Origin of the sequence: Paraburkholderia sp. GV068, assembly GCF_003058125.1 — a bacterium.
Taxonomy (GTDB): Bacteria; Pseudomonadota; Gammaproteobacteria; order Burkholderiales; family Burkholderiaceae; genus Paraburkholderia; species Paraburkholderia graminis.
In genome coordinates this window covers 395347-411118 of sequence record NZ_QBUB01000004.1, presented here as the reverse complement: position 1 = coordinate 411118, position 15772 = coordinate 395347, and the positions used below count along the sequence as shown (strand labels likewise).

16 protein-coding genes are annotated in these 15772 nt (G+C 60.4%); 5 read left to right on the top strand and 11 right to left on the bottom strand.

Translation table 11 applies throughout. From position 1 onward, the window contains the following. Positions 1 to 12: 12 nt before the first annotated feature. Positions 13 to 1038 carry a sugar-transfer associated ATP-grasp domain-containing protein gene (locus C8K18_RS11950; RefSeq protein ID WP_107707617.1) on the top strand — a complete coding sequence of 342 codons (1026 nt, stop codon included), beginning with the start codon at positions 13 to 15 and terminating at the stop codon, positions 1036 to 1038. Further along, positions 1035 to 1385, top strand: a complete 351-nt coding sequence (locus C8K18_RS11945; RefSeq protein ID WP_107707576.1) for a hypothetical protein — start codon at positions 1035 to 1037, stop codon at positions 1383 to 1385. Before C8K18_RS11950 ends, C8K18_RS11945 begins: the two co-directional genes overlap by 4 nt. Before the next feature lie 5 nt (positions 1386 to 1390). Here the strand turns inward: C8K18_RS11945 and C8K18_RS11940 are convergent, their stop codons facing one another. After that, positions 1391 to 1900 carry a phasin family protein gene (locus C8K18_RS11940; protein ID WP_107707575.1) on the bottom strand — a complete coding sequence of 170 codons (510 nt, stop codon included), beginning with the start codon at positions 1898 to 1900 and terminating at the stop codon, positions 1391 to 1393. 137 nt (positions 1901 to 2037) lie between these two features. Beyond that, complete coding sequence (locus C8K18_RS11935; RefSeq protein ID WP_029966135.1) at positions 2038 to 2229, bottom strand: hypothetical protein; 192 nt, start codon at positions 2227 to 2229, stop codon at positions 2038 to 2040. Between the two features lie 116 nt (positions 2230 to 2345). On the opposite strand from C8K18_RS11935, the gene C8K18_RS11930 reads away from it, so the two are divergent. Further along, on the top strand, positions 2346 to 2732 hold the full coding sequence (locus C8K18_RS11930) for an ester cyclase (protein ID WP_107707574.1): 387 nt from the start codon (positions 2346 to 2348) through the stop codon (positions 2730 to 2732). A 22-nt stretch (positions 2733 to 2754) separates the two neighbouring features. Here C8K18_RS11930 and C8K18_RS11925 read toward each other — a convergent pair whose 3' ends face one another. The 4 genes from C8K18_RS11925 to C8K18_RS11910 are packed head-to-tail and all read right to left on the bottom strand — an operon-like array spanning position 2755 to position 7248. Continuing rightward, positions 2755 to 4188 (bottom strand): efflux transporter outer membrane subunit, encoded by a 1434-nt coding sequence (locus tag C8K18_RS11925; RefSeq protein WP_107707573.1) that lies wholly within the window; start codon positions 4186 to 4188, stop codon positions 2755 to 2757. An 11-nt stretch (positions 4189 to 4199) separates the two neighbouring features. After that, complete coding sequence (locus C8K18_RS11920) at positions 4200 to 5315, bottom strand: ABC transporter permease (RefSeq protein ID WP_107707616.1); 1116 nt, start codon at positions 5313 to 5315, stop codon at positions 4200 to 4202. A 23-nt stretch (positions 5316 to 5338) separates the two neighbouring features. Further along, a complete protein-coding gene (locus C8K18_RS11915) occupies positions 5339 to 6283 on the bottom strand; it encodes an ABC transporter ATP-binding protein (protein ID WP_107707572.1) in 945 nt (314 codons plus the stop codon). Next, the gene (locus tag C8K18_RS11910; RefSeq protein WP_181324860.1) at positions 6280 to 7248 is read right to left on the bottom strand and encodes an HlyD family secretion protein; all 969 of its coding nucleotides are present in this window, start codon (positions 7246 to 7248) and stop codon (positions 6280 to 6282) included. The genes C8K18_RS11915 and C8K18_RS11910 overlap by 4 nt, the downstream gene beginning before the upstream one ends. Positions 7249 to 7334: 86 nt before the next feature. Between C8K18_RS11910 and C8K18_RS11905 the strand changes: the two genes are divergently transcribed. After that, positions 7335 to 8108 (top strand): TetR/AcrR family transcriptional regulator, encoded by a 774-nt coding sequence (locus tag C8K18_RS11905; RefSeq protein ID WP_006052052.1) that lies wholly within the window; start codon positions 7335 to 7337, stop codon positions 8106 to 8108. A 2-nt stretch (positions 8109 to 8110) separates the two neighbouring features. On the opposite strand, the gene C8K18_RS11900 is transcribed toward C8K18_RS11905, so the two are convergent. Next, positions 8111 to 8899, bottom strand: a complete 789-nt coding sequence (locus tag C8K18_RS11900) for an aldolase (RefSeq protein ID WP_107707571.1) — start codon at positions 8897 to 8899, stop codon at positions 8111 to 8113. A gap of 18 nt (positions 8900 to 8917) precedes the next feature. Further along, positions 8918 to 9622, bottom strand: coding sequence for a haloacid dehalogenase type II (locus C8K18_RS11895; RefSeq protein WP_107707570.1), 705 nt, complete (start codon positions 9620 to 9622; stop codon positions 8918 to 8920). Between the two features lie 123 nt (positions 9623 to 9745). Between C8K18_RS11895 and C8K18_RS11890 the strand changes: the two genes are divergently transcribed. After that, the gene (locus C8K18_RS11890) at positions 9746 to 10597 is read left to right on the top strand and encodes a LysR substrate-binding domain-containing protein (RefSeq protein WP_107707569.1); all 852 of its coding nucleotides are present in this window, start codon (positions 9746 to 9748) and stop codon (positions 10595 to 10597) included. 56 nt (positions 10598 to 10653) lie between these two features. Here C8K18_RS11890 and C8K18_RS11885 read toward each other — a convergent pair whose 3' ends face one another. The 3 genes from C8K18_RS11885 to C8K18_RS11875 all read right to left on the bottom strand — a co-directional run bounded on the left by C8K18_RS11885 (position 10654) and on the right by C8K18_RS11875 (position 15772). Continuing rightward, positions 10654 to 12456 carry an NAD(P)/FAD-dependent oxidoreductase gene (locus C8K18_RS11885; RefSeq protein ID WP_107707568.1) on the bottom strand — a complete coding sequence of 601 codons (1803 nt, stop codon included), beginning with the start codon at positions 12454 to 12456 and terminating at the stop codon, positions 10654 to 10656. Positions 12457 to 12540: 84 nt separating this feature from the next. Beyond that, a complete protein-coding gene (locus C8K18_RS11880; RefSeq protein ID WP_029966119.1) occupies positions 12541 to 13707 on the bottom strand; it encodes a sigma-54-dependent Fis family transcriptional regulator in 1167 nt (388 codons plus the stop codon). A gap of 256 nt (positions 13708 to 13963) precedes the next feature. Next, positions 13964 to 15772, bottom strand: coding sequence for a methyl-accepting chemotaxis protein (locus C8K18_RS11875; RefSeq protein WP_107707567.1), 1809 nt, complete (start codon positions 15770 to 15772; stop codon positions 13964 to 13966).

Below are 15772 nucleotides of genomic sequence, written 5' to 3'. Positions count from 1 at the left end.
GTCAGACGTTCAATCAAGAAGGTGGGGCAATACACGTTCCACCAGGTTCATCGCGCACAGGCGAGACAGGTTCTTCGGCTATTGCAGAAGAAATACGGTCCTCCCGATCCGGCCAACCTGAAGCTCGCCGACACCTATGCGCGGGACGTGTTTGGCGACGCAAAGTATGCGCCGTGGCTGCGTGTCTACGCGGCGTTTAGCGGGACCTTCAAGGAAGGCTGGATTCCCGACAACTACTACGGCGGCGTGGTTGTGCCCAGCATGAAAGGCGGATATGGACGAATCTCCAATCTGAAGCCGATGTCGCGGGTTATCTTCGGCTGTGACGCGTTCCCCGACCTTGCCTACTTCGCGAACGGCCTCTTCTTCACGGACCGCAATCTGGTGGTGCGCGAGCAGGAGATCGAGCACGTCGTCTTCCGGGAATGCGACAGGATCGTTTTCAAGCTCGACGGCTCGGCGCAAGGCAAAGGTATTCATTTCTTCGACCGGGAATCGTTTGACTGCGGCCTGATCAAATCGCTTGGCAATGGCGTCATTCAGAAGTTCATCGTTCAGCATCCGCTTCTCAGCACGTTTGCTCCAAACTCGGTTGCGACCTTGCGCCTGACGACGGCTGTCGACGATCTCGGCCGCACTTCTCTTCGTGCGGCTTTCTTGCGCCTTGGCAGAGCGCGTCATACCCACATCAGGATCGACGACGAAATCTGCGTGCCGGTGGATCTCGTCACAGGAGAACTTGCGCGCGAGGGCTTCCTGACCGATTGGGGCGCGACGGAAGAACACCCCGATTCGAAGGTCAGATTTGCCGGCCTGAAGATGCCCGCATTCAACGATTGTGTCGGTACGGTGCTACAACTCCATAGCAAGGTGCCTTTTGCGCGCTGCATAGGCTGGGACGTCACAGTCGACAGCGACGGCAAAGTCCAGGTGATGGAGTGGAATGGCGAACACAACGACGTCAAATTCAGTGAGGCGACGCAGGGCCCATGCTTTTCCGACCTGAAATGGGAACTGCTGAACGCCAGTCCCTTATGACTGTACCCGGCGAGGAACGTCGCGTGAGCGAACAATTGTGGTGCGTCCATATTGAAGGACCTGACGACTTTATCGCAGCAACTTCAAAAGAGGCGGCGGAGCAGGAGGCATTGGCTATCAATGCGTATGTCGAGCGCTCTGGAGAAGGGCGGCGCGACTCGCCGGTGCGAGCAGTCGCGATGGAGTGGCCCTTCACGCCGGAAAGTCACGCGCGTGCTGTGGAAAGCGACTGGGAAGATTTGCAGCGCATGCCGCATCGCAAGCAACAAACTGCTTCGTCGCAGAACATTTTGACGAGTATCGCGCGCCGTGTGAAAGAACTGATCGAAACGGCGCGCGGTGCCTGACTCGGTTAGTGCAGATCCATTCGGGGGCTCGACGATACGACGTTGCCCGAACTGTCCACGATCACGACGGGGTCGTTCTGAGGGGCCGGCGGCTGCTCGATCACGAGAGGACTTGTGACGTTCGTGCGGCCCGTTGAGACTATGCCAATCGAGGCTGCGCTATCGAGCAACGAGAAGAACGTGGACAGATAACTTTGCACGCTGTCTTGTAGAGCATCCACAAGATCATTATGCGTGTCCACTGCAATGTCCTCGACGTGCCCCCAATAGGCGCACGTCTTTTTTATTGCTGCCGGAACCTGCTGAAACTGCAGATCGATCATCTGGTTGAGAGAGCCGGATGAGAGCGCGGCATCGACCAGTGCCTGTTGCTCGGACAAAGAAGTCTTGACGGTCTGCACATTCAACTTGACAACTTTTTCAAAGCCCGCAACGGCTTTAGCTGCAAGTTCATAGGCGGCAATTGCATGGCTTTGCTGACCGACATCGGGCTGGTTCGGGATAATTGCATTCATGAGGTGCTCCGTATCAATGCGAGTGGGGGAAATGCCTGACAACAGGCAGTGTTTAAGCAACGCCTATTCCTCCCCACGACGCAGACTGCATACGCCGCGAGCTTCACCTCACACAACGCGGACAGCGCGAAAAGCCGCTATTGGCTTGCGCCGGCAGGCGCGTCGCTTGCTGCCGTGGCGGGCGCGGAGACGGCAGGCCCACTCTGCGCGGCGCCGCTGACGGCGGCCGCGCCCGCCTGATCCGACGATGGACCGGAGCGGTTGCAACCGGTAAGCGCCACGCTCAGCGCAGTCGCGCTGGCTGCAATCAACAAGAGTGTATGTTTCATGGTCGCGAATAAATCCGTTGGGCGGCGCAGGGGCGCGCCGCATTGCATAGAATGAGCAATGCGTATGCCTCGCGCGCAGCACGTCTCGTTGCCCGACAGCCAAATGGAAGATTGTCATGACCGAACCCGACCTCTCGGACATCTACCGAAGCTATATCGCCTGTCTGAACCGGCAGGACTGGCAGAACTTGCCGCAATTCGTTCATGACGATGTCTATTACAACGACAAGCAGATCGGCTCGGCAGGCTATCGCGCAATGCTCGAGAGAGACTTTCTCGAGATTCCCGACCTTCATTTCGACATCGATCTGCTGGTTGCCGACCCGGCTTATGTCGGGGCGCGGCTGCGCTTTAATTGCACACCGCAAGGAACATTTCTCGGTCTCGAAGTCAATGGAAGAAAAGTGACCTTCACCGAAAATGTCTTCTACGAATTCCGCGGAGAAAAAATTGGCCGGGTCTGGTCGATTATCGATAAGGCGGCTATTGAAGCCCAACTGTAGTTCGCACACGCCGCGCGAGCCGTCATAGATTGCTGCCGAGCGCCTGGAACAACGCAGCCGTGTCGGAGAAGCGGTTTGCTTGAGCCTGGGTTCGATCTATCGCCGTTTGCAGCGAATCACGTTCCGCGTCGAGAAGAGCGAGCTGACTGATTCCACCCGCCGCATATTGCCGAGTGGCGACGTCCAGACTGGCTTGCGCTTGCTGCGCGGCTTCGGTGCGCGCCTGCAACTCGCGGGCGTCGTTCTGCACGGCGGTCAGCGAATCGGCGACCTGTTGCAATGCCTGGAGAACCGTTTGCCGATAGTTCTCGAATGCGGCGTCATAAGCGGCTTCTGCCGCGCGTTTCTTCGCATGCAATTCTCCGCCGCGAAAGATCGGTTGCGTCAGGTTCAGGCCGATATTCCAGACGTTCAGCCCATTCACAATGTCGCCGATCCGCGTGCGCTCCGAGCCGATTCCCGCGGACAATGAAAATTGCGGGTACAGGTTAGCGGTTGCGACGCCCACATTCGCGCTTGCCTCGTGCAGTAATGCCTCGGCCGCTTTTATATCGGGCCGCGCGCGGGCGAGTGTCGACGGCAAAGCGAGTGGAATATCCAGCGGCAAATGCAGCGCATCGAAAGTGAGTTCGTCGAAATCCGCTTGCGACGGTACTCTGCCCAGCAAAATGGCGAGTTGATGATCCGCGGCCGCAAGCTGGCTTTCAAGCGGCGGCAACGATGCGCGTGTCTGTGCAAGCATGGTACGCTGGCGGTGCACATCCAGTTGCGATACGCCGCCGGCAGCGAAGCGCGCATCGACGATCGACAGTTGATGCGCCTGTGCGTCGGCCAGACGTTGCGTCAGCGCGATCTGCTGCTGTAACGACGCGCGCCGCACGGCGGTAGCCACGATATTGCCGGCGAGACTCAAACGCGCTGCATCGAGTTCATACGACTCGTAATCGACTTGCGCCATGCTTGCCTCGAGCGCGCGCCGATTGCCGCCGAAAATATCAAACACGTAAGAGACGCTGACCGATGCACTGAACAGCGAGAAGGGTCCGGGACTCTCGACGTGCGGAATGCCGAACGCAGCAGGATCGACTTTCTGCCTTGAGCCGGAAAGCGTTGCGTCTATGCTCGGGAATTGCGTTGCGCCCGCGAGCGAGGTGTAGTTTTCGCGCGCCTCGATCAGTCTTGCGCGCGCTTGACCGAGTGTTGGATTGTGGAGCAATGCTTCATCCACGAGACGGTTTAGCGCGTCGGACTGGAATTGACGCCACCACATGGGTATGGGACCAGGCGCCGCGTTGAACGTCTGTGCGGCTCCCGCTGGCCCTTCGGACGAGGCCGTCTGCTCAGGTAATGCGCGCTGTGTGTAGTTTTGAGTGTCGGGCGCGGCGGGTGCGTGAAAGTCCGGCCCCACCGCGCAGCCGGTCAAACCAAATGCGCACACAACAAGAAGTGTTTTCATGAACGTTCTTCCTAGTCGAGTGTGCGCCGATAAAAACGCAGCGCAATCGCCATCACAACGGCGGTGAATAGTGCCATGGGCCACACCGAGGGCCAGAGATCCACCCATCCGTCGCCCTTGAGCATGATTCCGCGAATGAGCCGGTTGAAATACGTCAACGGCAAGAAGTTGCCGATGAACTGTGCCCATTTCGGCATGCCCGCGAACGGGAACATGAAGCCGGACAGAAGAATGTTCGGCAGAAAATAGAACATGGTCAGTTGCATCGCCTGCAACTGGTTCTGTGCAAGCGAGGACAGCGTAATGCCCACAGTCAGGTTCGCGGCAATGAACAGCAGCGCGGCCAGATAGATTGCGATGGGACTGCCGACAAAGGGCACATGAAATACGAAGCGTGTGGCGATCAGTATGATCGACGCCTGAATCAGGCCAATGGCCACATAAGGAATGATCTTGCCGGTCATCACTTCGACGGGAAGAACTGGCGTTGCAAGCAGATTTTCCATCGTGCCGCGTTCGCGTTCGCGCGTGACGGCGAGGCCTGTCATCATCACGAGCGTCATGGTGAGAATGACGCCCATGAGCCCGGGAACGACGTTGTACTGCGTAATTCCTTCGGGGTTGTACAGGTTGTGGACTTGCACGCCGAAAGCGCCTGGCGTGCCGTTAAGATGCGCGAGCGGTCCGGTGATGTCCTTGTCGGCGACGGGCTGTACGAGATTGGGCAGTGCGGCAACGGCGGTGTGAGTCGCGGTCGGGTCGGTGGCGTCAGCCTCGACAAGCAGTGAAGGGTGCTCGCCGCGCAGCAGCTTCCGCGAGAAATCGACCGGTATGTTCAGCACGAACTGCACGCGGCCCTGGGCGAGCGCACGGCGTCCGGCTTCTTCGTCGGGCAGCGTTTCTACGATGTCGAAATACGCGGAGTTCCTCATCGCCGCGATGAAGCTGCGCGAGAACTCGCTCTGGTCGTGAACGATAACGGCAGTCGGCAGATGCTTCGGGTCGGTGTTGATCGCGAAACCGAACAACGCGAGCTGAACGATCGGTATGCCGACGATCATCGCGAACGTGACGCGGTCGCGCCGCAATTGAAGAAACTCCTTCAGCACCACGCTCCACCAGCGCATCAACGAAAAGCCCGTACCTGTGCTCACGATCGCGCTCCGAAGTTATCCCGCGAATGACTCATCAGATAGATGAACACGTCTTCGAGTCCGGTTTCGATCGGCTCCATGCGCAAACGCGTGTCCGCGGTGGCCTGTTTGAGCGCGTGTTCCAATGCCGCGTGATCGCGCCCGCTGGCATGCAGCGCGGCGCCGAATACGACGGTTTGATCGACACCAGGCATCTCGCGCAGCTTCTCGGACAATTCGCTGAGATGCTCGCCTTGAATCGACCATGTAGCAAGGTTCTGCGACTCGATCACCTCTCGCGACGTGCCTTGCGCGAGCAGCTTTCCATACGCGATATAGGCGAGTTTGTGACAGCGTTCGGCTTCGTCCATGTAATGCGTGCTGACGAGGACGGAAATGCCGCGCGCCGCGAGCCGGTGGAGTTCTTCCCAGAAATCGCGGCGCGCAGTGGGATCGACGCCCGCAGTCGGCTCGTCGAGCAACAGGAGTCTGGGCTCGTGCAGCATGCATGCTGCGAGCGCGAGGCGTTGCTTCCAGCCTCCGGATAGCGACCCTGTGAGCTGGTTCGCGCGGCTTTGCAGTCCGAGCGATTCGAGCGATTTGTCGACGGCCTCGCGACGGTTGCGCATCTGGTAGATACGCGCGACGAAGTCGAGGTTCTCGCGAATGGTCAGATCTTCCCAATACGAGAAGCGCTGCGTCATATAGCCGACATTGCGCTTGATCTGCGCACTCTCGCTGCGGATGTCGTAGCCGAGACATGTGCCGGTGCCCGAGTCCGGCGTCAGCAGTCCGCACATCAAGCGGATCGACGTCGTCTTGCCGCTGCCGTTAGGGCCGAGAAAGCCGAAGATCTCGCCGCGCGCGACCTGCAACGAAACGTCGTTGACTACATGCTTGTCGCCGAAATGCTTGTTCAGGCCGTGGACGTCGATCACATACTCTGGCGCGGGTGTACTCATTTGAGCGCCACCGTCACCGGCTGGCCCGGATGAAGCTTCGTTGCATCTGCAACCGACGTGTGTGCTTCGATCATGAAAACGAGCTTCGCGCGGCTCTCGTTGCTATAGATAACCGGCGGCGTGTACTCGGCTTTATTCGCAACGTAGGTGATCTTCGCGGTCAAATCCGCTGCGCATCCGTCGCAATGGATCGACACTTCGCGACCCGGCGCCAGTGCGCCGACCCGCGTTTCCGGCACAAAAAAACGCACCTTGATGTTCTGCGGCGGCAGCAATTGCACAACGGGACTGCCGGCCGGCACCCACTCGCCGAGGCGATAGAGCGTGTCGTAGACGAGCCCGTCGGCGGGCGCGTTCGCGCGCTTCTGATCGAGCTTCCACTGAGCCTGTGCGACGACCGCTTCGGCCGCCGCGACCTGAGCCTGCTGCGCAGCGATTTGTTGCGAGCGGCCCGGCAAACGCGCTACTTCCACCTGATTCGTAAGCTGCCGCACTTGCGCCGACGTCGCCTCTGCATTCGCGCGCGAATCGTCGAGTTGCGCTTTTGCAATGCCGCCCGCGCTGTACTGCGCTTCGTCGCGAGTGAGTTGCAGCGCCGCCTTGCGCGCGTTCGCCGCGGCCTCGGCGAGTTGCGCGCGATTGACGTTGACTTCGGGCACGCGCTTGCCGGTTTGAATGTCGGCGAGTTGCGAGCGGGCCGCCGCGAGTTGCTGCTGCGCCTGCCGCAGCGCGGCCGTTTCGTCCACTGAATCCAGTGCGAAAAGAGACGCGCCCGCTTTTACGGTTTGACCGCGTGCGACCTGCAACTGCGTGAGCGTGCCGGCCTGCGATGAGCCCAGGTACACATATTCGCCTTCTACATAGCCCTGGTAGGCGTTCTCGTCGCGCTGCGTGCATCCTGCAAGCAGCACGACCATGAACAGTGCCAATGCGGGCCGCCAGAGCCGGGTAATGAAGTTCCTCATGGGGTGTCGTCCGCACGGATGAAGTACAATGAATATATGCGAATTTGAATTCGAATTCAAACTATTTCCGGAGCCTGCACTTTCCCATGCCGACGAAACGAGCGACGACTCCTGCAAAGCAGAAAGAGCGGACCAAGCAGGCAGGCGCAACGAAAACACCCACGACGGCGGCGCGCAAATCCCGCACGGAACAGGGAAAGCAGCCTCGGCCGGTCAATCGCGCGAGCCGTCCCGACGGTGCGGCGACACGCCAGCATCTGCTCGATATTGCGGGGCAGGTATTCGCCGCGCGCGGTTTCGCCGATGCCACCAGCAAGGAAATATGCGAGCGCGCGGGCACGCCGATGGCGTCCGTGAACTATCACTTCGGCAGTCGCGAGGCGCTATACGAAGCGGCGCTTGTCGAAGCGCATCGCCAGGTCGTGAGTCTCGATGAATTGTCCGCGCTGACAGAAGGGCCGGGCGATGCGCGCGACAAGTTGCGCGCGGTAATCTCGCGATTCGTGGGTCTGTCGACCAGCAGCGGCGCGCCTTGGGGATTCATGCTGATGCTGCGCGAAGTGCTGTCTCCGTCGCCCGCTATTCCTGCGCTGATTGAAAAGGCGGTGCGGCCAAAGGCAACGGTTCTGCTCGGATTGATCGGCGAGGTATTGCAATTGAATCCGCAAGAGCCGGCCGTGCAGCGCGCGCTGATGTTCGCGGTGCTGCCCTGCATCGCGCTGATGATCGCGCCCAGGCAAATGCAGGCAGCGTTGCTGCCCGCCGTTGCAAAAGACAAAAATGCGCTGGTGGAGGACTTTATTCGCTTCGTGATGGCGGGACTCGATGCAGTCGCCGCCGCGCATCGAACGCGCAAATAGTTCTATTGATCGAATGCGATGCCGTGCCTGCGCAATTCGCGCATTGCGCTTTGCAAATGCGCGTGCGCGCTTTCCTTGTCGCCGGCGCGCATCTGTTCATAAGTACGCTGCGCCACTTCGTGCGGTATGGCTTTCAGCGGACGATTACTGCTCATTGCCTTTAACTGGACTTCAGCCGCACGCTCCAGGTAATAGAGATCATCCCACGCTTCGGCAATACTCTCGCCGGCCACCATCACACCGTGATTCTTGAGGAACAGGATATCCGCGTCGCCGATGGTCGCGGCAATGCGGTCGCCTTCCGAGTCGTCGAGCGCGAGGCCGTTGTAGTTCTCATCGACGGCGGTGCGGCCGTAGAACTTCAGTGCCGTTTGCCCGAGCCACAACAGCGGTGGACCGTCGAGCAAACATAACGCGGTGGCGTTCGGCATATGCGTATGAAAAGCGGCTTTCACGCGGGGCTTTAACCGATGCAATCGTGCGTGGATATAAAACGCCGTTGCTTCAGGTTTGCCTTCGCCCGACACCACATGTCCGTCGAAATCGCAGATTAGAAGCCGCGATGCGGTGATCTCCGAGAACGCATAGCCATACGGATTGACGAAGAACAGATTGTCGTGTCCGGGCACGACCGCCGAGAAATGGTTGCAGATTCCCTCTTCAAAACCGTATTGCGCCGCTAGTTGAAAGCATGCCGCGAGTTCGATGCGCGCCTCCATGACAGCGTCGGAATCGAGTCGTAATGTCGGTGACGATTTCGCCGAGCCAATGGATGAAAGCGTATGCGCCATGTTCGTCGTTCCTCAAAGTCACCAGCCGAGCGATGCAAAAAGAACCGGCACCTGGTCGAGCGTGGAGAGTGTTGCATCGGGCGTGTAATCGGGCAGTAGCGTGCGGCCAGTCGCACGGTCGATCCATACGCAGCGAAAGCCGATGTCGCGCGCGGCCGCGTGATCGAGATGCGGACTCGCGCAAATATGCACGACTTCATCGCGCGTCACGCCGAGTTGTTCATGCGCGTAATCGAATAGCCGCCGGTTTGGTTTGTACGCGCCCGCTTGCTGTGCAGTGATCACGCGGTCGATAAAGCCGCCCAGTTGCGCGACGTTGCCGGCAATGATGTCGTCGTCGGTATTCGACACGATGCACAGGCTATAACCATCCCGCTTGAGTTGCCGCAATGTGTCGACCACTTCCGGAAACGGCGGCATCGCGGAAATGCGGTCCGTCAAAGTACGTATGTCGCGCTCGTCGCCGGGCAAGCCAGATTCGGCGAGGGCAATACGCAGCGCCGTGCCCGCGACTTCGCGAAACGTGCGATAAGGCGGAGTCTGCTCGAGTGCGTGTTCGTGCCGGTCGTAGACGGCGAGCAGCTTCGCGGGGTCCACGTCGTGGCCGCGCTTGCTCTGAAGAATCTCGCGTACTGCGGCTTGCAAACCTTCGTCCCACTGGATCAGTGTGCCGTAGCAGTCGAACGTCAGCCAGCGCGGGCGTGCGGTGTTTTGCAGTGACATGGAATGTGTTCCCGAAGTGATGGACCTGTGAATGGCGTTTAGCTTAGGCGCATTGACACTTATTGGAAAATTAAATTAACCTCTCGACGTCAGTTGCATCGCAAATAACGAAACGAGTCCATCATGCTTGATCTCGACCTGTTGAATACGCTCATCTGCGTTGTCGATGAAGGCAGCTTCACGCGTGCCGGCGAGCGCGTGCATCGCACGCAATCCACGGTGAGCCAACAGGTTCGGCGGCTCGAAGAACTGGTCGGTCGCACGCTGCTGATGCGTGACCGCACCGGCAATCAGGTGACGCCAACCGAGCATGGCGAACTGCTCGCGCAATATGCGCGACGGCTGCTCGCGCTGGCGCAGGAAGCACAAGATGCGTTGACGAGCGACGTTGCGGTTACGCCGCTTCGCATAGGCGTTCCAGAAGATTTCGACGCGCGGCGCATGTCGGCCATGCTGTCGGGCTTTGTCAAAACGAGGCCAGGCGTCAGGCTCGAAACAGTGGCCGGCATGAGTGCCGATTTGCAGCGCAGGCTCACGAATGGCGAAATAGAAATCGCGCTGATCAAGCGCGAGCCGGCAAGCGGAGAGTGTCTCGCGTCGTGGCCGGAGTCGCTCGTGTGGGTGCAGGGCGCAAATGCACAAGCGCTGGAACCTTCTTCCGACGAACCCATTCCTCTCGCGCTATTTCCGCAAGGCTGCGTGTACCGGCAGCGCGCGATTCGCGGTCTCGACAAGGCGCATCGGCGCTGGCGCATTGCATTCGGAAGCCATAGTCTCACTGGCATTCAGGCCGCGGTGTCGTCGGGATTGGGCATTTCGGTTCTGCCCACTACAGCGGTACTGCCGGAGCATCGCTTATGCAAAGGCTTACCGCCTTTACCGCCGACAGAGCTTGCGCTTGTCAGCTCCGGCGGCGTGCTCAATGCGCATCAACGCGCGCTCGTCGACTTTCTTCTCACGGAAATGAGTGGATAGAAAGAGTGCATAGAGCGGCCGGCTCGAAGCAAAAGCCGGCCGCCATGCTCTCACATCTACGAAAGATGATGCACTTCCTGCAATCCGAACACGGGTGTCGGAATGCCTTCCATGCGAGCCTTGAGTTGCAGTGACAGATACTGCGAGTAATGCCGCGACTGATGCAGATTGCCGCCATGAAACCAGAGTGCTTCTTGCTGAGTGGGCTTCCACATGTTGCGCTGCTCGCCTTCCCACGGCCCTGGATCTTTCGTCGTATTCGAGCCGAGGCCCCACACTTTGCCGACTTTATCGGCCACTTCGCGTGAGATGAGATCGGCGGCCCAACCGTTCATCGAACCATAGCCCGTTGCGTACACGACGAGATCCGCTTCAAGTTCGCTGCCGTCGCTGAGCAGCACCGAGTGCTCTTTCAGTTCGACTACATCGACGCCGCTTTTCAGCTTGATCTTGCCGTCGGCGACGAGTTGCGATGCGCCGACATCGATGTAATAGCCGGAACCTCGCCGCAGGTACTTCATGAAAAGGCCGGAGTCGTCGTCGCCGAAATCGAGCATGAAGCCGCTCTTTTCCAGGCGCGCATAGAACTCCGCATCGCGCTCGCGAATCGCGTTGAAAACCGGAATCTGGAACTCGTGAAGCATCGCATACGGGATGGATGCGAAGGTCAGATCCGCTTTCGCGGTCGTCATGCCGGAGGCCACCGCGCGTTCCGAATAGAGATCGCCGAGCGCCAACTCCATTAGCGAATCGGACTTGACGATATGCGTGGACGAGCGCTGCACCATCGTCACGTCGACGCCTGCTTCCCACAATGCCGCGCAGATGTCGTGAGCCGAATTGTTCGCACCGATCACGACGACCTTCTTGCCGTGATACGCGTCCGGCCCCGGATGCTGCGACGAATGATGCTGCTCGCCCTTGAATACATCCATGCCCTTGAAGCTCGGAATATTCGGCTTGCCGGACATGCCGGTCGCGAGCACGAGTTGCTTCGGACGCAATGTGATGGGCTCTCCGCCGCGCTCGACTTCGACGATCCATTCGCCTTTCGCTTCTTCGTAGCGCGCCGATTTGCAGACGGTCGATCCCCAGTAGTTCAGCTCCATGACCTTCGTGTACATCTCGAGCCAGTCGCCGATCTTGTCCTTCGGCGTGAAGACGGGCCAGTTGTCCGGGAAGGGCAAGTAGGGCATATGGTCGTACCAGACCGGGTCATGCAGACACAGCGTTTTATAGCGCTTGCGCCATGCATCGCCAGGCCTTTCGTTCTTATCGACGATGATGGTCGGCACGCCGAGTTGCCGCAGCCGCGCACCGAGTCCGATGCCGCCTTGCCCGCCGCCGACAATCAGGCAATACGGTTGCTCCGCCGTGCCGAGCGTGTCGAGCTCGGCCTCGCGCCGCTCTTTCCAGCTCGTGCGATCGCGGCGTGCGCCGTGCTCGGCGCCCATCGGACGAAGCGGCCCTTTGGGCTCCTCATGGCCCTTCAATTCCGCCATCGTGGTGAGCAGCGTCCAGATGCGGCCTTGCTTAAGTCGAATGAAGCCGGTGCCGCGCGCGACGCCGGTTTCGAACGTGATCCAGCCTTGCGCGACGCCGTCCGCTTCCGTTGCGGGCTCGTTATCCGCAAGCCGCAGCCTGGACGGTTTGATTGCAGCCAACTGTGTATTCAGCATTTCCGCGATTTGCTCGCGGCCTTCGAGCGTCTTGATGTTCCAGGTGAAAGCGACGAGATCGCGCCAGTAGCAGTCGGGCTGAAACAGGTCGACGGCGGCTTGTGTGTCGCCGCGTTTGAGCGCGGCTTCGAGGCTTTCCAGAACAGCGGATATAGCCTGATTTGCAGTGTTTTCGGACATGGTTGCTCCTCCATATGAAACGGATAGTCGAACTTCAGAGAGAACGCGGGTTCTATGCCCGCTAAGGGAATCTGTGCAGCGTCGCTAACACTTGTGCGGCGGCAGAATATGCAGCTTCGCGATGCGTCGATACAAAGTCGCGCGCGATATGCCGAGTGCTTGCGCGGCCAGATCCGTGCGCCACTTGGCGTCGTTCATCGCGTCGACGATGCGCCTGCGCTCGAGCGCTTCGCTCTCCGACATGAGCGGCATATCGTGCGGCGCGGTGTTTGCGTTGTTTGTGCTTGCTTCTGGCGATGCGGCGTGCGTGCGTCGGGAGATTCGCGCGGCGGCCGGTGCGCGCACACGCGCATAGAGCGGCGAGCCGGTATCGTTGAGCCTCAACGATACGAGACCGCGGCTTGTCTTGGCGTCGAACAGACGCTCGGGCGGAACGTCGAAGATCTCCGACACATGGCGCGGCAACTGATTGAGCACCGGCAGACATTCGCGTGCGCGCCGGTTCGCGGCGACTGCGTGGCCGCGTGCGTCGATGGCGATCAGAATTTCGGGCTGCGCCTCGACGTAATGGCGGTTGCGATGTGCGAGCAATACCCAGCAATCCGTTGCGGCATTCAGGAAGTAAGCGTCCTCGATCAGCAGCGCGCTTTGCCGCACGATGTGATTGACGAGCCGCTGGCTTTCGCGATCGTCGGGCGAACGTACGGCCGATGCATCGAGCACGCCGAGCAGTTCGCCGTGCAAACCGAAAATCGGCGACGCGCTGCACGTGAGCGTGGTGAAGGCCGCGCGAAAATGATCGCTGCGATGAACGGTAATCGGCTCCGCGTCGAGCAGCACGGTCGCGACGCCGCACGTGCCTTCCTCGCTCTCGGACCAGCATGAGCCGAGATAGAGTCCCGCGCGCTTGAAGTCGTGGCGGCGGTCCTTGTCGACGCGATAGTCGATCGTCACGCCTTTCGCGTCGGTGAGCATCACGCAGTAGTCCGCTTCGCGCACCATCTCGTGCAGCCGCGACAGACACTGGCCCGACGCGCGCAGAAACGATTCCTCGCGATGCTGCACGTCGCGCAATTCGGGCACCGTCAGAATGCGCGGCCCGGCGGTCGCGCCGGGATCGAGATGGTATTGCTCGAGCGAGCGCCTATACGACGAGGCAAGCCGTTTGCCGTCGGCGCCCGGACGCTGGGTTCGTCCTTCTATGACGTTGCATATGCGGTCGATATGTCTCGTGGACGGAACGTAGGGCATGACGAGCCTCCGGGCGAACTCAGCGCGAACTGGGTGCTGGAGACATTCTGCGCTACGTCGCACCGCGTGTCTCCGAAGCCTGAAACGTACGGTACGTTTGTAGCACGCGCGAATCGGGAGATCACACTGCAGTGCACCATCGGGGGCGGTGAGAATTTTTTCTCAAGGGCGAAGACGCACGCGACATGGCGCGTGCGCTGGCTTGCTGCAACAAAAACCGGCGCTCGTGCGCCGGTTCTTGCGGGAAGGGACGGACTTAGAACGTTTCCCAGTTTTCCGCGCCGGCGGTCTGGAGTTCGCGTTCCTTGAAGTGCGAGGACGATGAAGACGACGAGGAAGACGACGAGGAAGACGACGAGGAAGACGCCGGCAACGCCTTGCGCGCCGTGGCGCTAATAGCATTCGACTTCGCCCCCGGCACAGCCGCCTTTTTCGGCGGCGTGGCGCCGCGCGCGGACCTCGCGACAGCGCTGCGCATTGCCCCTTGCCCACTATGCCCGGCCGCATCCACTTGGAAAACCGATACCGCCGAACGCAGGCTTTCGGCCTGATCCGCCATGGCCTGCGCGGCGGCGGTTGCCTGCTCGACGAGCGCCGCGTTTTGCTGAGTGACTTCGTCCATCTGCGTGACGGCCACGTTGACCTGCTCGATGCCCTTCGTTTGCTCCGACGACGCCGACGCGATCTCGCCCATGATGTCGGTCACCTGCTGCACCGAGCGCACGACTTCGCTCATCGTCTGACCTGCGTTTTCGACGAGTTGCGAGCCGCTCGCTACATGCGACGCGGAGGCTTCGATCAGTTCCTTGATCTCCTTCGCCGCTGTCGCGCTGCGCTGGGCGAGCGTGCGGACTTCGCCCGCGACGACCGCGAAGCCGCGGCCGTCTTCGCCTGCCCGAGCGGCTTCGACCGCTGCGTTCAGTGCGAGGATATTGGTCTGAAATGCAATTGCTTCGATCACCGAAATGATTTCGGTCACCTTCGTCGAACTCGATGAAATGTAGCGCATGGTCGACACGACCTGGTGAACCACTTCGCCGCCGGATGCCGCGGTCGTGGAAGCCGCCGCGGCGAGCGTGCTGCCCTGACGCGCGTTGTCGGTGTTATTGCGCACCGTCGACGTCAATTCTTCCATGCTCGCCGCGGTCTGCTGGAGCGACGCGGCCTGTTCCTCGGTGCGTTGCGAGAGGTCCTGGTTGCCTTGTGCGATCTCGCCGGCAGCCACCGAGATCGATTCCGCCGACGTCTTGATGCCCGACACGATCGTGGTGAGCTTCTCGCGCATTGCTTCGAGCGACGCCATCAGACTGCTCCGGTCGCCTGCTGCAACCTGCACGCGCACGGTCAGGTTGCCTTCTGCGATCTGCGCGGCCATTTCCTGCGCGGCGCGCGGCTCGCCGCCCAACTGCCGCAGAATGCTGCGCGAGATGAGCGCGGCAGTCGCGACGCCCAGCAGGAATGCGATCGCGGCAATGACCGAGATCATGGTGCGGACCGTCGAGTAAGTCGCGAAGGCGCTGAGCTGCGCTTCCTTGTTCTGCTCATCTTCGACCCGCGCGAGTTCCGTCGCGCGGGCAAGCCATGCTCGCTGCGGCGGCCGCGCGTTTTGCAGCAGCTCCTGCGTCGCAAGCGCGGCGTTCTGCGACAGTGCGAGATCCATCGCCTTGCGCAACGGCGGCATTGCCGCGGCTTCGTCCTGCTTGAGCTGTTCGATCAGCGAGCGCTCCACCGAAGTCGTGGCCGGCTCCTGCGCGAACAGGCGAGTAAGTTGCTGGTAGGCGTCCGCATAATTCTGATCCTGCTTCTTGATGCGGTCCGCTTCCTGGGCAAGGTCGCGAGGCTCGGTGATCAACGCCAGGTTGCGTATCGCGATGGCGCGATCCTGAATCGACGCGCGCAATTCGTTCGCGAGACGGGTCTCCTCGTTATTCACGCGGGCAATGCCGTCGAGACTATCGTTCAGCTCCGACAAGCCGAACAGCGCGATGCCGGCCAGCACAAGCAGCAACGCCGTCAGAAGGCCGAAGCCGGTTTGCAGGCGCGTGGAGACCTTCATGTTTTTCAT